The sequence below is a fragment of the Neisseria sp. HMSC055H02 genome, from assembly GCF_001813335.1.
Classification (GTDB): domain Bacteria; phylum Pseudomonadota; class Gammaproteobacteria; order Burkholderiales; family Neisseriaceae; genus Neisseria; species Neisseria sicca_C.
On record NZ_KV812117.1, the window covers coordinates 118,938 to 143,053 of the forward strand.

At 46.2% G+C, this 24,116-nt stretch carries 19 protein-coding genes and 1 pseudogene; 15 read left to right on the forward strand and 5 right to left on the reverse strand.

Annotated features, from left to right (window positions below):
- Positions 1 to 221 precede the first annotated feature (221 nt).
- The 7 genes and pseudogenes from msbA (at position 222) to fabG (ending at position 9,367) form a co-directional block, all read left to right on the forward strand.
- Positions 222 to 2,075, forward strand: a complete 1,854-nt coding sequence (gene msbA, locus HMPREF2907_RS09705) for a lipid A export permease/ATP-binding protein MsbA (protein ID WP_070682537.1) — start codon at positions 222 to 224, stop codon at positions 2,073 to 2,075.
- Positions 2,076 to 2,187: 112 nt separating this feature from the next.
- Complete coding sequence (locus tag HMPREF2907_RS09710) at positions 2,188 to 3,312, forward strand: glycosyltransferase family A protein (protein ID WP_070682539.1); 1,125 nt, start codon at positions 2,188 to 2,190, stop codon at positions 3,310 to 3,312.
- A gap of 30 nt (positions 3,313 to 3,342) precedes the next feature.
- Complete coding sequence (locus HMPREF2907_RS09715; protein ID WP_168165213.1) at positions 3,343 to 5,403, forward strand: glycosyltransferase; 2,061 nt, start codon at positions 3,343 to 3,345, stop codon at positions 5,401 to 5,403.
- Positions 5,404 to 5,578: 175 nt separating this feature from the next.
- Complete coding sequence (locus HMPREF2907_RS09720; RefSeq protein ID WP_239650697.1) at positions 5,579 to 6,589, forward strand: WaaS/CpsH family glycosyltransferase; 1,011 nt, start codon at positions 5,579 to 5,581, stop codon at positions 6,587 to 6,589.
- 118 nt (positions 6,590 to 6,707) lie between these two features.
- Positions 6,708 to 7,772 carry a WaaS/CpsH family glycosyltransferase gene (locus tag HMPREF2907_RS09725; protein ID WP_070682545.1) on the forward strand — a complete coding sequence of 355 codons (1,065 nt, stop codon included), beginning with the start codon at positions 6,708 to 6,710 and terminating at the stop codon, positions 7,770 to 7,772.
- Positions 7,773 to 7,881: 109 nt separating this feature from the next.
- Positions 7,882 to 8,417: pseudogene (locus HMPREF2907_RS13735) on the forward strand (WaaS/CpsH family glycosyltransferase); the annotation flags it as partial.
- A gap of 203 nt (positions 8,418 to 8,620) precedes the next feature.
- Positions 8,621 to 9,367 carry a 3-oxoacyl-ACP reductase FabG gene (fabG, locus tag HMPREF2907_RS09735; protein ID WP_070682547.1) on the forward strand — a complete coding sequence of 249 codons (747 nt, stop codon included), beginning with the start codon at positions 8,621 to 8,623 and terminating at the stop codon, positions 9,365 to 9,367.
- A 60-nt stretch (positions 9,368 to 9,427) separates the two neighbouring features.
- Here the strand turns inward: fabG and HMPREF2907_RS09740 are convergent, their stop codons facing one another.
- The 3 genes from HMPREF2907_RS09740 to rng all read right to left on the reverse strand — a co-directional run bounded on the left by HMPREF2907_RS09740 (position 9,428) and on the right by rng (position 13,255).
- The gene (locus HMPREF2907_RS09740) at positions 9,428 to 10,759 is read right to left on the reverse strand and encodes an ATP-binding protein (protein WP_070682549.1); all 1,332 of its coding nucleotides are present in this window, start codon (positions 10,757 to 10,759) and stop codon (positions 9,428 to 9,430) included.
- Between the two features lie 74 nt (positions 10,760 to 10,833).
- Positions 10,834 to 11,505: a response regulator gene (locus tag HMPREF2907_RS09745; protein ID WP_003741136.1), complete on the reverse strand. Its 672-nt coding sequence runs from the start codon at positions 11,503 to 11,505 to the stop codon at positions 10,834 to 10,836.
- A 256-nt stretch (positions 11,506 to 11,761) separates the two neighbouring features.
- Entirely contained in the window at positions 11,762 to 13,255 is a 1,494-nt protein-coding gene (gene rng, locus HMPREF2907_RS09750; protein ID WP_070682551.1) for a ribonuclease G, read from the reverse strand.
- A gap of 332 nt (positions 13,256 to 13,587) precedes the next feature.
- Between rng and grxC the strand changes: the two genes are divergently transcribed.
- The 3 genes from grxC to HMPREF2907_RS13610 all read left to right on the forward strand — a co-directional run bounded on the left by grxC (position 13,588) and on the right by HMPREF2907_RS13610 (position 15,192).
- Complete coding sequence (grxC, locus tag HMPREF2907_RS09755) at positions 13,588 to 13,845, forward strand: glutaredoxin 3 (protein ID WP_003741129.1); 258 nt, start codon at positions 13,588 to 13,590, stop codon at positions 13,843 to 13,845.
- A gap of 25 nt (positions 13,846 to 13,870) precedes the next feature.
- Positions 13,871 to 14,305 carry a protein-export chaperone SecB gene (gene secB / locus HMPREF2907_RS09760; RefSeq protein WP_003755109.1) on the forward strand — a complete coding sequence of 145 codons (435 nt, stop codon included), beginning with the start codon at positions 13,871 to 13,873 and terminating at the stop codon, positions 14,303 to 14,305.
- Between the two features lie 164 nt (positions 14,306 to 14,469).
- The gene (locus HMPREF2907_RS13610; protein ID WP_070682553.1) at positions 14,470 to 15,192 is read left to right on the forward strand and encodes a hypothetical protein; all 723 of its coding nucleotides are present in this window, start codon (positions 14,470 to 14,472) and stop codon (positions 15,190 to 15,192) included.
- A 73-nt stretch (positions 15,193 to 15,265) separates the two neighbouring features.
- Here HMPREF2907_RS13610 and tsaD read toward each other — a convergent pair whose 3' ends face one another.
- Positions 15,266 to 16,327: a tRNA (adenosine(37)-N6)-threonylcarbamoyltransferase complex transferase subunit TsaD gene (tsaD, locus tag HMPREF2907_RS09770; RefSeq protein WP_070682554.1), complete on the reverse strand. Its 1,062-nt coding sequence runs from the start codon at positions 16,325 to 16,327 to the stop codon at positions 15,266 to 15,268.
- Positions 16,328 to 16,751: 424 nt separating this feature from the next.
- Between tsaD and aroG the strand changes: the two genes are divergently transcribed.
- Positions 16,752 to 17,801 carry a 3-deoxy-7-phosphoheptulonate synthase AroG gene (aroG, locus tag HMPREF2907_RS09775; RefSeq protein WP_070682556.1) on the forward strand — a complete coding sequence of 350 codons (1,050 nt, stop codon included), beginning with the start codon at positions 16,752 to 16,754 and terminating at the stop codon, positions 17,799 to 17,801.
- 238 nt (positions 17,802 to 18,039) lie between these two features.
- Positions 18,040 to 18,261: a glycine zipper 2TM domain-containing protein gene (locus HMPREF2907_RS09780; protein WP_070682557.1), complete on the forward strand. Its 222-nt coding sequence runs from the start codon at positions 18,040 to 18,042 to the stop codon at positions 18,259 to 18,261.
- A gap of 148 nt (positions 18,262 to 18,409) precedes the next feature.
- Here the strand turns inward: HMPREF2907_RS09780 and waaA are convergent, their stop codons facing one another.
- Positions 18,410 to 19,672 (reverse strand): lipid IV(A) 3-deoxy-D-manno-octulosonic acid transferase, encoded by a 1,263-nt coding sequence (gene waaA / locus HMPREF2907_RS09785; RefSeq protein ID WP_070682575.1) that lies wholly within the window; start codon positions 19,670 to 19,672, stop codon positions 18,410 to 18,412.
- 830 nt (positions 19,673 to 20,502) lie between these two features.
- Here waaA and HMPREF2907_RS09790 point away from each other — a divergent pair.
- From HMPREF2907_RS09790 to pilB, 3 genes are all read left to right on the forward strand, one after another.
- Positions 20,503 to 21,600 carry a YadA family autotransporter adhesin gene (locus tag HMPREF2907_RS09790; RefSeq protein WP_070682559.1) on the forward strand — a complete coding sequence of 366 codons (1,098 nt, stop codon included), beginning with the start codon at positions 20,503 to 20,505 and terminating at the stop codon, positions 21,598 to 21,600.
- 74 nt (positions 21,601 to 21,674) lie between these two features.
- On the forward strand, positions 21,675 to 22,142 hold the full coding sequence (locus HMPREF2907_RS09795) for an outer membrane protein assembly factor BamE (RefSeq protein ID WP_070682561.1): 468 nt from the start codon (positions 21,675 to 21,677) through the stop codon (positions 22,140 to 22,142).
- A gap of 285 nt (positions 22,143 to 22,427) precedes the next feature.
- Complete coding sequence (gene pilB, locus HMPREF2907_RS09800) at positions 22,428 to 24,107, forward strand: type IV-A pilus assembly ATPase PilB (RefSeq protein ID WP_070682562.1); 1,680 nt, start codon at positions 22,428 to 22,430, stop codon at positions 24,105 to 24,107.
- Positions 24,108 to 24,116 lie beyond the last annotated feature (9 nt).

The window sequence follows — 24,116 nt, forward strand, 5'->3', positions numbered from 1 at the left end:
GTCCTGATTTAAAGTTAATCCACTATACATTCCAGTTCACTATCAATTTATTTTGAACATTTAAGGTCGTCTGAAAAAACTTTACAGAAATAAAAATTGTTATTCATTTAAAAACAGCAATTTCGTCGCATCGGTAACTTCATTGCGATATAATCATAGGCTTTACCAATCCGACAGATTAATAAAATATTCAATCTGCATTAATCTGGAACACCGAGCCAATGATAGAAAAACTGACCTTCGGCCTGTTTACCCAAGAAGATTCGCGCAGCTTCATGCGCTTGATGGCTTACATCCGTCCTTATAAAGTCCGCATCATTTTTGCGTTAATTGCTATCTTTGGCGTCGCCGCCACCGAAAGCTATCTTGCCGCCTTTATTGCCCCCTTGGTCAACCAAGGCTTCGCTCCGCCTTCCGCTCCGCCCGAATTCAACACCTCAGGCGGCATCGTCGCCACGCTGCAAAACTGGAAAGACCAATTTACCTACCTGATTTGGGGTACGCCTAACAAAGTCTGGGTTGTGCCGATATTTTTTATCTTTTTGGTCATTATTCGAGGCATCAGCCGCTATGTCAGCACATATCTCTTGACTTGGGTTTCCGTCATGGCAATCAGTCATCTGCGCCGCGATATGTTTGCCAAGATGCTGCAACTCTCTTCCAAATTCCATCAGGAAACCCCGTCCGGTACGGTGTTGATGAACATGGTGCAAATGGCGGAATCATCCATCAGCAACGCCAGTAATGTCTTTATCGTTTTGACCCGCGATACCATGATTGTCATCGGTTTGGTCTGCGTCCTGCTGTATTTGAACTGGCAGCTCAGCCTGATTGTCGCCCTGATGTTCCCGTTGCTGTCTTTACTGTCCCGCTATTACCGCAACCGTCTGAAAGATATCATTGCCAGTGCGCAGCAAAGTATCGGTACGCTGAACAACGTCGTTAACGAAGTCCACCAAGGACACCGCGTGGTCAAACTCTTCGGCGGTCAGAAGAAAGCGTCCGAACGCTTTGCCGAAGTCAATGACACCATTGTCCGTCTCGGTAAAAAAATCACACAAGCCAGCGCGGCGCGTTCTCCGTTCAGCGAACTGATTGCGTCGTTTGCTTTGGCTGTCGTCATCTTTATCGCCCTTTGGCAGAGTCAGCAAGGCTATACCACCATCGGCGAATTTATGGCGTTTATCGTTGCCATGTTGCAAATGCTCGGTCCGATCAAAAACTTGGCGAACATCAGCATCCCCATGCAGACCATGTTTATCGCTTCGGATGCGGTTTGTCAGTTCCTTGATACCGAGCCTGAACAAGACAAGGGTACCAAACATCTGAAAAACGTTTCAGGTCGTCTGAAATTCGAAAACGTCGATGTCCGCTACCATGAAGACGGTAAAAAAGCCTTGGACGGCTTCAATCTTGACATCCGCCAAGGTGAACGCGTTGCTTTGGTTGGTCGCTCAGGCAGCGGCAAATCCACTGTCGTCAACCTGCTTCCGCGTTTTGTCGAACCAAGCTCGGGCACGGTTTATTTGGATGATGTGAATATTGAAGACATCAAACTCGACAACCTGCGTTCCCAATTCGCCCTTGTTTCCCAAGATGTTTTCCTGTTTGACGACACCCTTTTGGAAAACGTCCGTTACAGCCGTCCCGATGCCACTGAAGAAGAAGTATTGGCAGCCCTCAAAGCCGCGAATTTGCAAGACTTGGTTGAAAGCTCGCCATACGGCTTGAACCAACCGATAGGCGCAAACGGCAATCAGCTCTCCGGCGGTCAGCGTCAACGCGTCGCCATTGCACGCGCCATTTTGAAAGATGCCCCCATCCTGCTTTTGGACGAAGCCACCAGCGCGCTGGACAACGAATCCGAACGCCTCGTCCAACAAGCCCTTGAACGCCTGATGGAAAACCGTACCAGCATCATCGTCGCCCACCGCCTGACCACCGTCGAACAAGCTGACCGTATTATTGTTATGGACGACGGGCATATCGTTGAGCAAGGTTCACACGATGAATTGATGGCGCAAAACGGCTACTATGCCATGCTGCGCAATATGCCGAAGCAGATAGCAAGTTGATTTTCAGACGACCTGCCGGTCAGTTGAAGGACAATTTACCTAAGAGGTCGGCTGAAAATACCGAGCCGAAAGACAAGGAAGGCTGCCGAACAGACAGAAAGCAACTATCCACATGAATCATCAAGCCCAGTCCCCCACCGTCTCCGTGATGATCCCTTACTACAACTGTAAGGAATACATTGTAGAAACCGTCCAGTCCGTCCTTAGCCAAAGCTATCAGAATTTTGAAATCATCATTGTTGATGACGGTTCCGACCTGGAACACGCCGATTATTTGAGGGAGTTTCTGGCGGACAAGCCCGCCATACGTTACGCCGTACAAAACAATCAAGGCGTTGCCGCCGCCCGAAACCATGCGGCGCGGCTGGCGGGGGGCAAATACTTCCTGTTTCTCGATTCAGACGACCTCATCCTGCCGGATTACATCGAAAAATGCGTCGCGGTTTTGGAAAACAATCCCGACTGCAAGCTGGTGTATCCGTTGGCAGAATATTTTGATGCGCAAGAAGATTTGTGGAATCTGCCGGATTATGACGGTTTGGAAAGTCTGTTGAAGGGGAATCGCATCCCTATCATTTCTATGCATCGCGCCGAAGATTTTGCCGCCTTGGGCGGATTTGATGAAAACCTGACAACACATGAAGACTGGGATTTTTGGATACGCCTCTTAAGCAACGGCGGAGAAGTCATCCGTATTCCGGAAGTGTTGTTCCGCTACCGCAAACGCCATGACGGGTCATCGCTGATAGATAAGCTAAATAAAAATCCTGAAATTAATAGATTTAATTGGCAAAAAGTTTGTAACAAACATCAAAGTCTGCTATTAAATAATCAATTGGGATATTTAGATTTGTATAATGAAATAAACAAACTGAAAGAAGGAGCTAAAATGTTGCAGCAAAAAAATGAAGCGAATATAGATAAATTTAATAAATTAGTTCAAGAGAATAAGAATCTCCATTTCCGTATTCAAAAATTACAGAATTATAGTTCTTCATATGTTAATCACACTGCATTATTAATGGAAATTTATAAATCTCCTAGTTATAAAATAATTAGATTATTTAAAAAAATTAACTGGAGGATAAGAAAAAAACCTAAAAAGCAAATCTATTATCCAAATAGTAATATAGACGGTTACTTGGAAGCCATTAAAATATTATCATCCGTAAGTTGGAGTATGTTAGCTCCCCTACATGGTCTCTACAGGATTTTAAAAGGTAAGAGAAATTTTTAATACTAACCAATTAAATATGAAATAATGAACATGAAAAGAGATAATGTAAAACCTATTCGCCCTAGAACAGAAGATTGGAATAATCTTTCAACTCAAAAAAAGAATCAAGAAGCTGCTGTTGATATTATTATTCCTGTATATGGTGCTCCTGATGATACTTTGCGGTGTATTTATAGTGTATTGAAAACAAAAAACCAAACCCCGTTTAATTTGGTTGTTATTGAAGATGCAGGCCCTGTGCCAGAACTTCGAACTATATTGAGAGATTTAAGTGAAAAATTTTCATTTGAATATTATGAAAATAAAGAAAATAAAGGTTTTGTCTTAACTTGTAATTTTGGTTTTCAAATTCATCCTCAAAGGGATTTAATCTTATTAAATTCAGATACTGAAGTCTTTGATGGCTGGGTAGATACTATAGTTAATTGTGCTATACAAAACCCTAAAGCAGGAACTATAACGGCAATGTCAAATAATGCGACTATTTGTAGTTATCCTCTTTTCTGCGAAGATTTTTCTTATTGCTATGAAATACCTGATTCAGAGTTAAATAAATTATTTTTTAGCGAAAATAAATTTAATACTGTGAAAGCTCCTACGGGGGTTGGATTTTGTATGTACGTCCGTCGAAAATGTTTAAATCAGATTGGATATTTTAATTATGAACTATTTGGGAAAGGTTATGGGGAGGAAAATGATTTATGTATTAGAGCCGAGAAGGCGGGTTGGGATAATTTAATCGCAATGGGACTATTTGTTCGGCATTATGGTAGCAGTTCTTTTAGTAATACTCAAAGATTGGAGCGCGTTGAGAATGCTCTTAATGTTATAAATGATGAGCATCCTAAATATTTGAAGGATGTGGAAAGATTTATAAAAGAAGATCCTATATTTGAATATCGTAATAGAATAGATATAAAAAGGCTAAAAAACTACGTTGACAATAAAAATAAAAAATTAATTTTAAATGTGACTCACTCTCTTGGCGGAGGTACGGAAAAGCATGTTCTAGAAATAACAGACAAACTAATATCTGAAGGATTTTCTGTACTGTCTTTGCAGCCTGACATAAAAAATAATATTCTATTGTCAATAGAAAATAAATATCCCTTGCCTAATTTGAAGTTTAAGTTGGAAAGTGTAGAAGAAATATATAATTTTCTGAATGATATGGAATTAGATTTTATACATATACACCATTTAAAAGGATTTTCCAATAATTTTGTAGACAATTTTTTAGAAGCTGCCATTAAAAGCAATATACCATACTATTTTACACTTCATGATTATTATGCTATTTGCCCAAGAATTAATTTAATTGATGATACTGGTTTATTTTGTGGGGAACCTGATAACGAACAATGTAATATTTGTATTCGGTCATGTAATGATTCAATGGGCTATTCAATTGAACGTTGGAGAGGTTGGTATCAAAAAATTTTAGAAAATGCATATAAAATTTTTGTTCCTGACTTAGATGTTAAATGGAGATTTATGAGATATTTTGACAATATGGACTTTGTGGTTCGACCACACTTTGATTCTTGGCAATATGATGAATCCACTTTCAATAATATTCAAAATACCCACAGTAACTCTAAAATAAAAAGAATAGGTATTATTGGTGCAATAGGGTTACATAAAGGATTTTATATTTTGAAGGAAGTTTCAGAAATTTGTTCTCGGTATGGTTTTAATTTGGAATTTATTGTTATTGGCTATACACAGGATGATATTTCTTTAAAAAATCAGAAAAATGTGAAGATACTTGGGAAATATCAAGATGATAAATTAATAGAAATCATTAATAAAGAACATTTAGATGCTATATGGTTTCCTGCAATATGTCCTGAAACATATTCTTATACACTCAGTGCTTGTCTCATCACAGGATTGCCGATTATTGCTTTTGATTTTGGAGCAATTGGTAGAAGGCTAGCCAGTATAGAAAATTATATTCCTGTTCCTTTAGAATGTATGTTAAATCCAGGTAGTATTATCCAATATTTGTTAAAAGAAAAAGAAATTTTAAAAGGAGAAACAGTTGAATATGTATATTCATCTCTTAAAGAAGATTACTATCAGATTTGATTGTTGAGAAATTGAAGCTTGGTTTGCATATCTTGGCCTTTATATGGTGGAACCTATTTGGTATCTTGGAGGGATTTTAATAATGTTAAAAGTTTAGTAAGGATAATTTATTTAGAATTTGAAAATTTAATAAAAATAATTACTTTATCAGCAGTGCAGTTTTTGGGTATTTAAATTGAATGTTAATAAAACCATCATCCTTGCCGTTCCCAATATGTACGAACTCGACAAGTGCATCGAAAAAAACCTGCGTTTTTTGGGGTTCGACGTCGTCAACCTTTGTTACGACGACAGGGATTCTTTTTATCCCAGTATGGCGAGCAGGGTGAAAAACCTATATTACAAATATGTTGCCAAAGACGGCGACTACAAAAAGGTTTTGAAATATAGCCGCTATCGGGATGACATTGCGCGCAAGCTGGGTTCGTTAAACGGAAAAAAAGCGGATTACGCCTTGTGTATCCGTGCCAACATCTATCCCAAAGAAATCATTGCTGCCATTCGTGCGCACAGTGAAATATGTGTCAATTACCAATGGGACGGCATTGGGAGATTCCCCGATATCTTGGAATATTTGGACTATTTTGACCAATGCTGGGTTTTCGACCCGCAAGATATTAAGCAATATCCGGAATGCGGATTCAAAGCCACGACCAACTTCTACTTCGATTTGCCTGTCCCAGAACTGCCGTCAAACGACAGCCTCTACTTCCTCGGCGGCTACGAATTGAGGAGGGAAGGGCAGACCAAGCATTTCATCAGCGAAGCGGAACGCCTCGGGTTGCCTTTGGATTTCCATATTTACTGTAAAGACGACCGTGCCGAGAAAGCCTTCGGTACCAAAGGCATCACATATCTCGACCGCAGCAGCATTCTTAGTTTTGAAAACAATTTAAGCAAGGTACAAAGCTGCGGGGCAGTGGTCGATTTTGCCCAGTTTGACCATTACGGTTTGTCGTTCCGCATTTTCGATGCACTGCATTTCGATAAAAAACTGATTACGACCAACCAAAGCATACGGGATACCGACCTTTATCATCCCGACAATGTGTTTTTATGGGATGGCGGCAGCTTGGACGAATTGCCTAATTTCTTGGCGCGTCCGTATCAGCCGGTCAGTCCGGATATCAAAGAAAAATATTCGTTTACCCAATGGCTCAACCGTATGCTCGGTATCGGCAATTAATGAAGGCGAACCTGTGTCGCAGCCGTTTTAAGAATTTCATCATTGCCTGATTGTATAGTGGTTTAAAGTTAATCCACTATATTTTCAGACGACCCTTCCTCTTTACCGCACGACAATTATGAAAAAGAAAACCGTTATCCTGGCTATGCCGGAGCTGTTTAAAATCCACGAGCTCATCATTGAGAATCTGGAAAAATGCGGCTTCAACGTACTGTCCCTGACTTACGAAGAAAAAGAATTCAAATACAAAAGCATCTTCCAACGCATGCAGAAAATCTGGTACCGCAACGTCCTCGGACGAATGGATTTCAAGAAACGGGTAATGTTCCGTTTGGTGGAAGAGCGGCTGGAAGCGTTGTTGGAACAATATCCCGAGCAGGCGGATTATTGCTTCATGATTTGGCTGGGCGCCTATCCGAAAGAGTTTATTTCCAAGCTGCGCAACCACGCCAAACTGATGGTCTATTACAACTGGGAAGCACTGACTTTCTTGAAAGAAGATTTTGAAAATATCGAATTTTTCGACAAATTTTATTTCTTCGATCCGTTTGATCAAAACAAGCTGCCCGAATACGACCATGTATTGCATCCGACCACAAGTTTCTATTTCGACAGCTTTACGCCGTCTGAAAAAACCGAAAACAAAATCCTCTTTATCGGATCGTACGCAGAAGACCGCAACAGCGACATCCGCGCATTCTGTGACGCCGCACGCGCCATCGGTTTGGATATCGACTTCCGTCTGGCGAGCAAGAAAATCGCCGAAGAGCAAGCAGCACTGGGCATCCCCGAAGTACAGTTCTTCTCGTTTGCCAACGCGTTGTCTTACCGCCAGAATTTAGAAGAAGCCGCCAAATCCTCCGTATTGGTCGACTTCCTCAACCGCAAGCATTACGGCTTGTCTTTGCGGATTTTTGAGGCCATTGGTTTGGATAAAAAACTGATTACCACCAATCCGACCATCGTGCATTACGATTTTTACCATCCCGACAATATGTTCTACTGGGACGGCAGCAATCTCGACGAACTCAAAGACTTCCTGACCCGACCGTTCGTCCCCATCGCGCCGGAATTGAAACGCAAATACAGCTTCAGCAACTGGATAAACTGCGCATTCGATATCGAGCCGAACATACCGATCGGGCTGCCGCATATCGACAGGGATGCCATTCAACAGATATAGCGGAGAAGCAGATTTGCGGGATAGGCGGTACAAATAAAAGGGAAAATATTCACTGAGTGCTTCGGCACTTTCAAAGTCTATTCACAATAAACGATGCAGCGCGGACGCCGATACCGAAAACCGCTACGATTTTTATTTCCTAGGGTCGCATGTTTCCAATCTCTACAGGGACAAAGCCATTTCGACTTTTTCCGAATAAGCCGAAAAGAAAGGCTGGAAAGTCGATTCCACGATATTCCATGTCAACGACGGCAGTTTGAACGAACATTCCGATGTTTATCCCGACAGTATCAAAGCGACAGCAGAGCCGCTCACGTTCGAAGACAACATCAAACGCGAAATGCAAAGCTGCGTCTTGCTGGATTTTAAAGCAGCGGTGCATACGGGTTTATCGTTTCGGACAATCGAGTCGGTCGGCTATCGGAAAAGCTCATTACCACCAATGCCGAAGTTGCCAAATACGATTTTTATCATTCCGACAATATCTATATTTGGGATGGTAAAAGTTTGGACGGTTTGGCAGAATTTGTCGCCAAACCCTACTGCGAACTGTCGCCCGAAATCTACCAAAAATACAGTTTTGGCAACTGGTTGCGCTATATTCTAGACATACCGCCCCATCAAAAAATAACCCTGCCCGAATAAACGGAAAGAGGTCGTCTGAAATTTGACGATATAGCAGATAAAATAGGCAATGCCTGCACTGTTATTCCCGCCTGTGCGGGAATGACAATACGGAGGCTTCTTATTTTGTTTCAGACGACCTCAAAAATTAGATTCATCACACTATTTATGCTATAAGGTCGTCTGAAATGAACAGACTCCATTCCCAAAACAAGGAAGTAAACATGAGCACACAAGATTTAAGCGGCAAAGTCGCATTGGTAACAGGCGCATCGCGCGGTATCGGCGCGGCGATTGCCGACACGCTGGCGGCGGCAGGTGCCAAAGTTATCGGCACGGCGACCAGCGAAAGCGGCGCGGCAGCGATTAGCGGGCGCTTGGCGCAATGGGGCGGTGAAGGCCGTGCATTGAATTCCGCCGAACCCGAAACCATCGAAAACCTGATTGCCGACATCGAAAAAGCGTTCGGCAAGCTGGACATTCTGGTCAACAACGCCGGCATCACCCGCGACAACCTCTTGATGCGTATGAAAGAAGAAGAGTGGGACGACATCATGCAGGTCAACCTCAAATCTGTGTTCCGCGCCTCTAAAGCCGTATTGCGCGGCATGATGAAACAACGCGCCGGCCGCATCATCAACATCACATCCGTCGTTGGCGTGATGGGCAATGCCGGTCAGACCAACTATGCCGCGGCAAAAGCAGGCTTGATCGGTTTCTCCAAATCCATGGCGCGCGAAGTCGGCAGCCGCGGCATTACCGTCAACTGCGTCGCCCCCGGCTTTATCGATACCGACATGACCCGCTCCCTGCCTGAAGAAACCCGCAAAACCTTTGAAGCGCAAACTTCGCTGGGCAAATTCGGCGAAGCGCAAGACATCGCGGATGCGGTCTTGTTCCTCGCTTCCGACCAAGCAAAATACATCACCGGTCAAACGCTGCACGTCAACGGCGGCATGCTGATGCCTTGATTCGGCTTGGAAAATAAAGAAGGGCGTCTGAAAACGGATTTCAGACGACCTTTTGTTTGTTTAGTTTGCTTGCAGCAGTTGCTTGTTGAGTTCCGCCTGTATCAGCAGGCCGTGGGCGAAGTTGCGGCTGTCGGCGAGGATGAGTTTGCCGCCGTAGCGTTTGGCGATGGCGTCGGCGATGGAAAGTCCGAGTCCGGTGCCTTGTTGTTCCGTGCCGAGTATGCGGTAGAAGGCGTCGGTTACGCGGCTGCGTTCGGCGGCGGGGATGCCGGGGCCGTCGTCTTCCACCCAGATAGTGAGGGTGGTCGGGGTCTCGCTGAAACCTATGTCGATGCGGCCGCCTGCGGGGGTGTAGCGGATGGCGTTGTCGGTGAAGGTTTTGATGAGGGTGTAGATTTCGGTGTCGTCGGCTCGGATGCGGATGTCGTTTTCAACGGCGACGCCGATGTCTTGCTGTTTGTTGAGGGCAAGGGGCATGAGTTCTTGCAGCACGCGGCGGAACTGGGCTTGCAGGCTGATGTCGGTCAGGTTGCGTTGGGTTTCGGAGCCTTGGGCGCGGGCGTGGGTCAGGAGCTGCTCGAGCAGGTGGCGGTTGCGCTGTATGCTTTGGAGGATGAGTCCGGTCTGTTCGCGGGCTTCGTCCGATTGGGGCAGCTTGGTGAGCCGTTCTGCCTGAAGGGAGAGGGCGGTCAGGGGGCTGCGCAGTTCGTGGGCGGCATCGGCGATGAAGCGTTGCTGGCGGCGGATGTTTTCGCCTGTGCGTTGCAGCAGTTGGTTGATGGCGGTAACGAAGCCTTGTATTTCGCTGGGCACGCCTTCTCCGTCCAGCGGAGAGAGGTCGTCTGAACGGCGTTGTCCGAGGGAGGCGGAAAGGGTCTTAACGGGACGCATGGCGCGGTAGGTGATCCATACGGTCAGCAGGATCATGAGCGGTAGGGCGATGAGCAGCGGGAGGACGCTTTGGTAGGCGGCGGTGGCGGCGAGGTCGTCGCGGTATTCGGTTTCTTGTAGTACGGCGATTTTGCCTTGCGGGGTTTGGTGGATGTAGGCGCGGTATTCGTCGTCATCATCGTCATCGTCGTCATCAACGCCGCCTTTGATGGTGTGGAATCCTTCGCCGAGTGTGTTGGACAAGGGGACGGTGTCTTCTTGTCCGAATGTTTGGATGAGGATGTGGTTTTCGCTGCCTATTTGTGTGTAGTCGGTGGTTTTGGGGTTGATGTAGGCGGCGGTTTGGCGCAACAGGTCGTCCTGAAGCTCTTCGGCTTCATGGTAGGTTTGGTAATAGGAGAACGCGCCTGCGATGATGGACAAGGGCAGGAACATCAGTATCAGGGCGATGCTGATACGGACTTGCAGGGATTGTTTGAGGGTCTGGATACAGTGATGCATAGTGTGTTTGGCGAGGCTGTTTTAGGTTTTGTTATTAATTATGGCACGGGCGGGCGGATACGCGGTTTAAGGTTTCAGACGACCTCTTTTGCGACCAGCCAGCCTACGCCGCGTACGTTTTGGATGTGTTCTTTGCCGAGCTTTTTACGCAGGGCGTGGATGAGGAAATCGACGGCGTTGCTTTCAACTTCTTCGCCCCAGCCGTAGATTTTGTCTTCAAGATCGCTGCGGGAAAGGATGATGCCGGGGCGCATCATCAGGGCTTGGAGGACGGCAAATTCTTTGTTGCTCAGGAGGACGGGTTTGTCTTCTCCTTTGACTTCGACTTGGTAGGTGGCGGGGTTGAGGGTAAGTGCGCCGTTGGTCAGCAGGGTTTGGCTGTGGCCGCTGTGGCGGCGCAGGACGGCGCGCATACGGGCTTGCAGTTCCGCCATGTCGAAGGGTTTGACGATATAGTCGTCGGCGCCGCCATCCAGTCCGTTGAGGCGGCTGTGGAGGTCGTCGCGGGCGGTTACGATGAGGACGGGGGTTTTGCTGCCTTCGTGTCGGATTTGGGTGAGAACGTCCAATCCGTCTTTGCCGGGCAGTCCGAGGTCGAGCAGCAGCAAGTCGTAGTTCTGCGCCTGAAGGGCGGTAGAAACTTGGCTGCCGTTTTTGACCCAATCGACGGCATAGCCGCTGTCTTTGAGGTTGGCGGCTACGGCTTGGGCAATCATGTTGTCGTCTTCTGCAAGCAATACGCGCATGGTGTTCTCCTTAATTAATGGGAGGATAGCAGGGGAAAATTAGGAAGGGTTTAGCAGGAGGTCGTCTGAAAGGGGCGGCTGGTTTTCAGACGACCTTTTGTTGCTTTTCCGTACTTGATTGGGTTTCCTTCGGCGTGGGTTCTGCCGGGTATGGTGGACATTTTCTTCTAAAGGAATACTGCGTTTGAATGGTCTGCCGATTTTGCCAAAAGGTCGTCTGAAAACCACGATTCCGTTTTCAGACGACCTTTTGTCTTTACAGTAACACAATATCGTATTGTTCCTGCGTGTAGGCGGTTTCGACTGCCAGCGAAATCGGTTTGCCGATAAAGTCGATGAGCATCGCCAGCGATTGCGACTCTTCGTCGAGGAAGAGGTCGATGACGTTGGGCGCGGCGAGGATGCGGAAGGACTGCACGTCGTAACGGCGGGCTTCGCGGACGATTTCGCGCTGGATTTCGTAGCAGATGGTCTGCGGCGTTTTCAGACGACCCCTGCCTTGGCAGGACGGGCAGGGTTCGCAGAGGATTTGGCTGAGATTTTCGCGCGAACGTTTGCGCGTCAGCTCGACCAAACCCAAGCTGGTGAAGCCGTTGAGGGTAACGCGGGTGCGGTCGAAGGCAAGGGCTTTGGCAAGCTCTTGCAACACGGCTTCGCGGTGCGCTTCCTGCGCCATGTCGATGAAGTCGATGATGATGATGCCGCCGAGGTTGCGCAGCCTTAATTCGCGGGCGATGGTGTGGCAGGCTTCGAGGTTGGTGCGGAAGATGGTTTCGTCGAAGTTGCGCGCGCCGACGAAGCCGCCGGTGTTCACGTCTATCGTGGTCATGGCTTCAGTGGACTCGATAATCAGGTAGCTGCCGAAGTTGAGGTTGACGCGCGGTTGCAGGGCGCGGCTGATTTCCTGTTCGACGTTGTGGGTTTCAAACAACGGGCGTTCGCCTTTGAACAGCTCTATCTTGCCCAATGCGCCGTGGACGTATTGCTCGGCGAAACGGGTCATGCGGCGGTGGTTTTCGGTTGAATCGACGAGGATTTTCTGCGTGTCGAGGCTGAACATATCGCGCAACACGCGCAGGCTCAAAGGCAAATCCTGATACAGCAGGGTTTCCGGCGGCTGGGTTTTCGCTTGTTCTTGAATGTGTTCCCACACTTTGGTCAGGTAGTGGATATCGGACAGAAGCTGCTCGTCGGTGGCGTTTTCGGCGTTGGTGCGGATGATGTAGCCGTGGCACGCGTCTTCGAGCAATAGATTAGTCAGGCGTTCGCGCAGGCTGTTGCGTTCGGCATCGTCTTCGATGCGCTGGGAAATGCCGATGTGGTCTTCCTGCGGAAGGTGGACGAGGAAACGCCCCGCTAACGAAATTTGAGTGGAAAGGCGCGCGCCTTTGGTGTTAATCGGGTCTTTGATGACCTGCACCAAAACCGACTGCCCTTCAAACAGCATATGCTCGATGCGCTGGGTTTCATCGGGGTTGCGGCGTTGTTCGAGGACATCGACGATATGCAGAAACGCAGCGCGTTCCAAGCCGATGTCGATGAACGCGCTCTGCATTCCCGGCAATACGCGGCGCACCACGCCCAGATAAATATTGCCGACCAGACTATGACCGCTGTTGCGCTCGATGTGCAGCTCGCAGATATTGTTTTCTTCCAACACCGCCACGCGCGTTTCCTGCGGCGTAATGTTGACGAGCACGGTTTCGGGCGGACGGACGGCGTCCTTCGGGATGGGGATTCCTGAGAGCATGGTTTTATTTCCTGATTTTTAATAAGAAATATAGTAGATTAAATTTGAACCAGACTGATGTTGCCCAAACCTGAAAATAATCGGCTGATTGTGTTGCTGTTCTGACTCAAATTTAATCTACCATCCGCTTGCCGTCGGTTTTGTGGAAAACAAATGGCAAAAGCGGTTCGGATTGCCGTTTATCATACTTTAAAAACGGCGTTTTGGCACATGGGCGGCAGGCAGCCCTCACTCCCCGAAAACAAAGATTCAGGCAAAATAGCCGATTTCAAGTATTGTAAAATAAACCATATGCCCATATAGTGAACCCCATTAGAACTCTGAAAACAATCATGCAAACCGTTACGATGTATACAGGCGCATTCTGCCCCTACTGCACCATGGCCAAAAAGCTGCTGCATTCGCTGGGCGTCGCCGAAATCAACGAAATCCGCGTAGACCGAAGCCCCGAAGCCTTTGCCGAAATGCAGCAGCTTTCCGGGCAGCGCAGCATACCGCAAATTTTCATCGGCGATACCCACGTCGGCGGCTTCACCGATTTGTACGGCCTGCACCGCGAAGGCAGGCTGGATTCTTTATTAAACCCGTAACTTTAAACCCAACTAGGAAAACAAAATGAGCGAAGAATTGCAACCCGTATTCAGCATCGAACGCCTGTTCGTCAAAGACCTGTCTTTGGAAGTGCCCAATGCCCCCCAAATCTTCTTGGAACAAGGCGAGCCTGAAGTCGATATGCGCGTTTCCACCAACAGCGAGAAGCTGGAAGACGGCTACTACAACGTTGACGTAACCGTTACCGTAACCGCCAAACTCAACGCCGAACGCACCATGTTCCTCAACGAAGTGACTCAAAGCGGCATCTTCCGTCTGGAAAATATCCCTGAAGAAGACGTTCAACTGCTCTTAGGCGTAGCCTGCCCGAACATCCTCTTCCCTTACGCACGCGAAGCCATTTCCACCAGCGTAACCCGCGCCGGCTTCCCGCCCGTACTGCTTGCTCCGATCAACTTCGAAGCTATGTACCAGCAACAACAAGAAGGCAACGCATAATCCGCGTTCCCTGTTTGTCAAAAGGTCGTCTGAAAAATGTTTCAGACGACTTTTTTATGATTGTGAAAATGCCCTTCCGAATTTCATCTTGAATGGCATAGACATAAAATCTGTAACGTCATAAAATTCCAAACGTTTATTATTTATCGAATAAAAAGGTTACGATGAAAAAATATATTTTTGGGGTGTATGCTGCTTTGCTCGTGGGTAATGCAATATCTGCCGATTTTACAGGTAGTTGGGGGTATGTTCGTGATATTCCGGATGGTGTTTACGGTAAGTATTTCAATATTAAACAATCATCAAGATATATAATTACGGGCGAATGGCATGAAGGGCGTTCAGACGGTCCCGGTGGTAGCGGTAAGGTAAAGGGGTATGTGAAAAAAGGCGGAAAACTGTATTTGAGTTACTGTTCGGAAGGAGATAATTCTTGGTATACGCCTTGTCCGAAATATGAACAAGACAGGGGCTATTTCGTCAGATGGAATGGTGATCTGGTTGAATATTATCGGCCATATGGAAAAGGGCAGGTATATAAAAAAGGTGAAATATTTAAGCGGCAGCAAGAAAGTGAACAGATTGAAGGTCAGGAGCAGCCTCAAGAGCGACAATCTTTGAGTCAACAAAAATTACTGAAAGAGCAAGAGTCTTTGCATCGGCAGGAGTTGTTGAAGGAACAAGAACTTTTACGCCGACAGGAATTGTTGAAAGAGCAGGAGTTATTGCTGCAACGGAAATCAGGTGGAGAACCAGAGTTGTTAAACGTACAGGAAATATTTAAAGAACAAGGAGGAGAGGACGTATTCAAAGAGCAGGAGACGGCAGAAAGTCAGTGGACAGTTGAAAAACAGGAGTTGCCGCAAGGACAAAAAAATATCGAATAATGGGGATGCTCTAAAAAGGTCGTCTGAAAACTTGGGTTTGGGTTTTCAGACGACCTTTTTTCTTTGCCGCACACTATTTCACAATATTCGACAGCGGCCAGCGCGGTTTGACGTTGAACGCGCCGACGGGCTGCCGCTCCTGCAACCTCATCGCGCCGGCGAAGGCAATCATCGCGCCGTTGTCGGTGCAGTATTCCATAGGCGGAAAACAGACTTTGATTTTTTCTTCCTTAGGCTTGGGTTTGCCTTTTTCAGACGGCTGTTTGACGCTTAAGCGGGAAAATTCGTCGCGCAGCTTCCAGTTTGCCCCGACGCCGCCTGCGACGACCAAAGTTCTGAATCCGGTATCCAACAAGGCTTTTTTGGCTTTGACGGCGAGGACGTCAATCACCGCGTCTTGAAACGCGCGGCAGATGTCGTTGCGCGTTTGCTCGGGAATTTCGCCGCCGTTTTCGGCGCGGACTTTTTCGACGGCGGTCAGAACGGCGGTTTTCAAACCAGAGAAGCTCATCTGCAAATCGTGCGAATGGAGCATGGGGCGCGGGAACGAGAAGGCATCGGGGTTGCCCAGCTTCGCCAGTTCGGACAACTTCGCGCCGCCGGGATACGGCAAACCTAAGAGTTTGGCTGTTTTGTCGAACGCCTCGCCTGCCGCGTCATCGACGCTTTCGCCCATCAGCGTGTAATCGCCGATGCCGCGCACCGCCATAAACTGTGTATGTCCGCCCGAAACCAGCAGGGCGACGAACGGAAATTCGGGTTTGTCGTCCGCCAAAAGCGGGGAGAGCAAATGGCCTTCGAGATGGTGGACGGGAATGACGGGTTTGTTCAAGGCAAACGCCAAAGCGTTGGCGTAGCCCGCACCCGCCAGAAGCGCGCCGCCCAAGCCCGGCCCTTGGGTGTAGGCGACGGCATCGATGTCGTCATAGGAAACGCCCGCTTCCTGCAAACAGCCCTGCGTCAGCGGCACGACACGGCGGATGTGGTCGCGGCTGGCAAGTTCGGGGACAACGCCGCCGTATTCGGCGTGCATCGCCATTTGGGTGTGAAGATGGTGCGCCAACAGGCCGCGTTCGGTATCGTAAAGCGCAACGCCCGTTTCATCGCAGGATGATTCGATTCCAAGTACCAACATGGTTTGAGGTCGTCTGAAAATAAGGATGCGGTATTTTAACGGATTTCAGGTGGGCTTGGCTTGCTTGCGGTTAGGGAATATGCAGTGGTAGAGGCTATATCATATATATATGATACGGAGTTGGGTTTGCTATCCGGTTATACTGAGTATTTTTATTGTCTGGGTTTTTGTTATTTAAATTTGATTATATTAGACATACTAAAGAAGCATCAGGTGGGAGGATTGTCGGCAATTTTGATTTTTAGATTTAATTGATGGAAATATTATTGCTTATATTTTTATATTTTATAATTTTTAATGCTTTAAAATACGTAAAAATTGTTTTTTTGAAATAAAATTGCTGAATAGTTGAGAGAAGGCTTGTTTAAAACAGGTAAAGAAGGTAATCTATGCTCCGATTTATCTGAATTTGAAAGCAATAACAATGACCAAACAACACCCTACCGACGATATTAAGATTAGAGAAGTCAAAGAGCTGCTGCCGCCGATTGCCCATTTGTACGAGCTGCCGATTTCTGATGAAGCGGCGGGGCTGGTACACCGCACGCGGCATGAAATCGCCGATTTGGTTCACGGCAAGGACAACCGCCTGCTGGTGATTATCGGTCCGTGTTCCATCCACGACCCCAAAGCCGCCTTGGAATACGCCGAACGTTTGCTGGTGTTGCGCAAGAAATATGAAAAAGAATTGCTGATTGTGATGCGCGTGTATTTTGAAAAACCGCGTACAACGGTGGGTTGGAAAGGTCTGATTAACGACCCGCACTTGGACGGCACGTTCGACATCAACTACGGCCTGCGTCAGGCGCGCAGATTGCTGCTGACGCTGAACAATATGGGTATGCCCGCTTCGACGGAGTTCCTCGACATGATTACGCCGCAATATTACGCGGACTTGATTTCTTGGGGCGCGATCGGTGCGCGGACGACGGAAAGTCAGGTACACCGCGAACTCGCCAGCGGCCTGTCTTGTCCGGTCGGTTTCAAAAACGGTACGGACGGCAATCTGAAAATCGCCATCGACGCGATTGGCGCGGCAAGTCATCCGCATCACTTCCTGTCTGTAACCAAAGCGGGGCATTCCGCCATTGTGCATACCGGCGGCAATCCCGACTGCCACGTTATCCTGCGCGGCGGCAAAGAGCCGAATTACAGTACCGAACACGTCAAATCGGCGGCGGAGCAATTGATAAAAGCGGGTTTGTCGCCCAAGCTGATGGTCGATTGCAGCCACGCAAACAGCCGTAAAGATTACAGACGGCAGATGGAAGTTGCCCAAGATGTTGCCGCGCAACTGGAAAACGGCGAAGACAATATTATGGGCGTGATGGTGGAAAGCCATTTGGTTGAAGGCAGACAGGACAAGCCCGAGGTTTACGGGCAAAGCATTACCGATGCCTGCATCGGCTGGGATACCACCGAAGAAATGCTCGCGCTTTTGGCTGCGGCAAACCGTAAACGGGTCGCGCCTTAAATCGGTTTGTGTGGCGAAAAAGAGGTCGTCTGAAAAGTCTGTGTGTGGGTAAAAACAGACAGTTTTTCAGACGACTTTTGTTTTTGTTTTGTATAAATTGTTTATTTACAAGAGCTTCAGGGTGGTCTACGGGTAAATTATCGTAGTTTAAACAGTCTTTACTTATCAGAAGACATATTAATGAAACCTTGTGAGATACTGCCTGCGTATTGTTTAACCTACTGATGGAGAATACAACATGAAAAAGGCTTTGACTAAAACCGTTACCTTGATTGCTATCGCCGCTTCTTTGAGTGCATGCGCAGATATGAACCAAACCCAACGCAATACCGCTGCCGGCGCAGTATTGGGTGGTGTAGCAGGTAACCTGATTGGCGGCGATACCGGTGCTACTTTGGGTGGCGCGGCATTGGGCGGGGTTATCGGCAGCCAAGTTCATCGCGGAAATCGCTATCGCTAAGTAGTTCATTAATATCATTATGCAAACCGTTCCGATCGTTTCATTTGTCGGAACGGTTTTTCTTTGATGGGGGCAATGGGAAAAGGTCGTCTGAAACGAGGGTTATCGTGTTTCAGACGACCTTTTAGCAATAAGAAGGATGGATAACTTATTGGCGGATGACTGCTTTTGCGATTTGGTCCGCCATGCGTTTGCTTGCTCCTTTGTGCTTGCCGACAAACTCAAGGGCTTTTTGGGAGCAACGTTCTTTTTCTAATGGGTAGGCAAGCCATGATGTGGTTTTTTCATACCATCTTTCAGCAGAAACAACCTGTTCTGCCGCCCCTGCCCGGATCGCATCTTGGCATACAGTGGTGAAATTGTAGGTTGAACAACCGAATAAGGTCGGAATGCAGCAGGAAATCGGTTCGATAACATTCTGACAACCCGCATCCACAAGGCTGCCGCCGACGAAGGCAATATCCGCAGCCAAATAATAGGCAAACAGTTCTCCCATGCTGTCTCCGACCCATATTTGCGTTTCTTTGTCGACAGGAAGGTTATCACTGCGATGTTGCACACGGTAGCCCATATCTTCCGCAAGGGAAAAGGTCGTCTGAAAACGCTCGGGGTGTCGAGGGATAATCACCAGCAGTGCATCCCCTTTATAGCGTTTCCATGCGTCAAGCAACATTTCCGCTTCATCCTGACCTTTATAGAAACGGGTACTGGCACACACGACGACAGGGCGGTTACCGATCCGTTCTTTAAATGCGGCTGCAAGTGCTTTCATCCCTTCGGGAGGCGATACATCGTACTTGGTGTTGCCGCAGACGTGGACATTAGAAGCTCCAATCAAGTGCAACCGTTCTGCATCTTCGGCAGTTTGGGCAAAGCATCCGCTCAAAATGCGCATAGCAGGCTCAACCAAGCCGCGTATTTTCAAATATCCCCGTTGCGATTTTTCAGACAGGCGGGCGTTGGCAAGAAAAAGCGGCACCTGTTTTTCAGCACACATATGCATCAGGTTCGGCCAAATTTCTGTTTCCATCAAAATACCGAAACGAGGGGCATGGTCGGTTAAAAATTGCCCAACCCATTCTGGTTTGTCGTAAGGAATATAGCGGCATTGCGCATTGGGATATAGGGTTTGCGCCGTATGCCTTCCGGTCGGTGTCATTTGAGTCAGTAATAAAGGGGCATCTGGGAAATGGTTCTGTAATGCTTCGATGAGTGGCTGAGCTGCACGGGTCTCCCCGACAGAAACGGCGTGAATCCAAATCGGATGTTGCAGCGGATTGCTCATTTTTTTGCCGAATCTTTCATCCCAGTGTTCCAAATAGGATGTTGATTTTTCAGCTCTCTTTTTTAGATAACAGCGAATAAACAAAGGAGCGATATGCCAAAGTTGATTGTATAACCAACGTATCATCATAGTGGTATTCCAAGATGTAAGGGGGCGTATGAAAAAAGTATCAGGAGAGATTATAGACGATTCAATCTAAAACAGGACGGGATGAGCAGTCCCAAAGCTAAAAGCTAATGAAAATAGCTGAAAAGAAAGGCTTGTGATTTTGAAATACTTGATATTGTAGTTGGTGGAAATAGGTATGTTTAGATAAGATTGATGAAATCAGTAGGATCATCATCTGTAAAAAAGATGATATTTGTCTAAATACAACACTTTTTTGACATATTTCAGTAGTAAAAAGATGTGTGAAAGTCAGGGTTATAGATATAACAGATGAGAATTTGTGGTTATATGTATGGAAATTATTCTTTAGAAAAAAATAGCCTTCAAAAACTTTATTGGCAAATTTCTGTTTTATTTTAAATTTAAATTGCTTTTTATATGAAAATTAGACACAAAATTGCAGGATATTATATATTTTTCTACTAATTTCAATTGTTAATATGTTCTGAGTTATATATTCATAACGAACAATACTGTTAATAATTAATAATATAGAGAACGCGTTAAGCCATGATAAAAAAAAATAATAAATGAGAAGACAGCTAGTCCAATATAATGCAATTATGTATAGATTAATTGGATTCTAAATCGATCCAGTATATTGATTGTACTGATTTATTTGTTTTAGATGGATTGAATCGGTTACATTTTTTTGTAAGTGTCAGATAAGTGGCATGTATATTAGATAAACGGCAAATATTTGTCAATCATAATATGCAAAACATATATCATTCTGGTTCGGTCTTTTCGATAACTATCATTATGTGTTTTTATCAGGGAGATAAAATATGAAACACAAAGCACACATGAATCGTTTTACCCCGCTCAATAAGGCAATGTCTCTATCGTTTGCTGCTTTCGGTTTGTTTGCAGCATCTGCCGCTTCCGCTGAAAATTACATTAGTATCAGTAGTGATGCTGGTGTTCAACGTCCTAACTATAACAACGATGGCGCAACCGATCGTTTTGGTATGGCTATCGGTGTGAATACAACGGCAACAGGTCATAGCGGTATTTCTATCGGTACCAGTACCACTTCTGCAGGGGAATCTGCCATCGCAGTTGGTTCTTATGCTGAGGCTAATGGTGTTACCGCTGCTGCCTTTGGTCAAGGCGCGAAAGCACTTGGCAATACAACGACTGCTGCCGGTCAAAAAGCTCAAGCAACTGCTCAAGGTGCTACTGCTTTGGGTACTGGTTCTCTAGCTTCTGCAATGTATTCTACTGCTACAGGTGCAGCATCTTCTGCTTCAGGTCAGTCAAGTGTGGCTTATGGGTTGCAGTCTAAAGCTTCTGCTAATTCGGCAGTGGCGATTGGCTCCCGTGCGACAGCTTCTCATGTGGGTTCCGTTGCTTTGGGTGCAGGTTCTACAACTGATGAAGCAGTGGGCACTAATAGTGCAACTGTAAATAACGTATCTTATAGTGGTTTTGCAGGTACTAATCCCCGTTCTACCGTTAGCGTTGGCTATACGGGTGGCGAGCGTACTATCACTAATGTTGCTGCTGGACGTATTAATGCAACCAGTACTGATGCTATTAACGGTAGCCAACTGTATCAAGTTGCTGCACGTTCTCAAGGCAACTCTACTGCAATCACCAATTTACAAAATCAAGTTAATGGTATTGATAACCGCTTGAATGATATGGATAAGGATTTGCGTGCAGGTATCGCCGGTGCGACTGCGATTGCATTCTTACAACGTCCGAATGAAGCAGGTAAGAGCATGGTTTCTGCTGCGGTAGGTGGCTATCGCAATGAGCAGGCTATTGCCGTGGGTTATGCTCATAACTCAGATAACAATAAATGGTCTGTTAAAACCGGTGTCAGTGTCAATACACGTAAAGACGTAAACTGGGGTGGTAGCGTAGGCTATCAATGGTAGGCCTGAGGGAGTGGTCGTTTCAGACGACCCTAGTTGAAGAATGATATCGATATAAAGGATAAAGGAAAAAAAACATGAAATTATCAATCATTTTGCCGGTTATCGCGGCATTGACTTTGGCTGCTTGTGGTAATTTAAGCAAGGTCAGCAAAGAAGGTACTACTGATAACCCTGTATGGCCTGATCCTGCTAAAACTACCTTCCGTCATGATGGTACTCAGCATGGTACTTGGCCGAATTGGGATAATGTCCGTCAAATCGAAGCAGGTATGAATAAAGACCAAATTTACGAATTGATCGGTCGTCCTCATTTCCAAGAAGGCTTATATGGTGTTCGTGAGTGGGATTATTTGTTCAATTACCGTGAAAATGGTGAGCATAAAACTTGTCAATACAAGATTTTGTTTGACAAAGACAAAAATGCCCAATCATTCTTCTGGTTACCAGAAGGTTGCGGTCCTAAAAAGCCTGCTCCTGAAGTAGTTCGTGAAGTGATTATTCGTGAAGTGGCTCCTGCACCTGCTACACGTATCCGCCAATAACAGTAATACTTTAATTTTAAAAATTAAAACCGAGTTTTGTTATTTTGCAAAACTCGGTTTTGTTATTTTGACTGTCTAAATAGTAGCGTAATGGGATTCTGCACAGACAGTGGTTATTCTATAATAATACCTCAAAATTTGGCTAGGAGCGTTTGTGTCATATTTTTCACAATCAAAAGAAAAGTTGGGTGATATTGGAACGTCCCGATATGTTTTAAGCATAATGAATGATAAAATACGCGTACTCTTTGCAAAAAAGAGAAAATAAGAAACGGATAGTAAACGATGAGTATTGGATTATTACGAGTTTTGGTTCAAAGCCAGGCAATCAACAACACCCAAGCAGAGCATTACAATAACATATTGAAAACGGGGCAGGAAATCTTGCCCATGCTTTTTGCGGATAAGATTATCAGCCCAAGGTCTTTGGGCGAGTTGGTTGCGCGGGTTTTTAGTTATCCGCTATTAGATTTGCATTATTATCCACGAAACAACATCGTTATGGATGTCTTAACTGAGGAGCAGATGGTTCAAAATCGCTGTATTCCGATTTTCCGTCGTGGGCGAAAGGTATATTTAGCGGTTTCAGATCCTACTCAAATTCAAAGTTTTCAAAAAATAGCTTTTGCTTCGGGAGTGACAGTTGATTTAGTAGTCGTCCCGGATGATCAGTTGGGTTCTTTGCTTGAGTGGTTGGGACAGCGTTCTACCACCATCTTAAAAGAAATTAGTGAAGAACAAGAAGCTGCCCAGCCCTCTCAGGCGCTTTATATAGACAACGAAGAGGCTGAAGATGGGCCTATTCCACGTTTTATTCACAAGACCTTATCAGATGCGCTAAATGCAGGCGCATCCGATATACATTTCGAATTTTATGAACAAATGGCTCGTGTCCGTTTTCGTGTAGATGGACAGCTAAGGGAAGTGGTTCAACCCCCTGTTGCTGTACGCGGACAGCTGGCTTCACGCATCAAAGTAATGGCGCGTTTGGACATTTCGGAAAAACGCGTACCGCAAGATGGTCGTATTCAGATTGCTTTCCATAAACACGGTCGCCCCATTGATTTTCGTGTAAGTACGTTACCTACGCTTTTTGGTGAAAAAGTGGTAATGCGTATTCTGAATTCTGATGCAGCAACTTTAAATATTGACCAACTGGGATTCGAACCCTTCCAAAAAGAAATGCTGCTTGAGGCCATTCATCGGCCTTATGGCATGGTATTGGTAACAGGTCCGACAGGCTCCGGTAAAACCGTATCACTTTATACTTGCTTGAATATTTTAAATACAGAAGACGTCAATATTTCCACCGCAGAAGACCCGGCCGAGATTAATTTGCCCGGCATCAACCAAGTCAACGTCAATGACAAACAAGGTTTGACTTTTGCTGCGGCGTTGAAATCTTTCTTGCGACAAGACCCTGACATTATCATGGTAGGTGAGATTCGGGACTTGGAAACCGCGGATATTGCCATCAAAGCGGCACAAACCGGACATATGGTGTTTTCAACGTTGCATACCAATAACGCGCCTGCGACCCTATCCCGTATGTTGAACATGGGGGTTGCCCCATTCAACATTGCCAGTTCCGTCAGCTTAATTATGGCGCAACGACTATTGCGTCGTCTGTGTTCGAGCTGTAAGCGTGAGGTTGAACGTCCTCCAGTTCCCGCATTAAAAAAAGCAGGATTTACAGATGAAGATTTAGCAAAGGATTGGAAACTCTACCGTCCTGTCGGTTGTGATAGTTGTCGTGGTAAAGGCTTCAAAGGCCGTGTCGGTGTCTACGAAGTAATGCCGATTACCGAGGAAATGCAACGTGTCATTATGAATAATGGCACGGAAGTTGATATTATGAACATGGCCTATAAAGAAGGCATGGTCGATTTACGCCGTGCAGGCTTATTAAAAGTTATGCAAGGGTTGACTTCATTAGAAGAAGTGATTGCTCACACTAACGATTAAACCATTGAA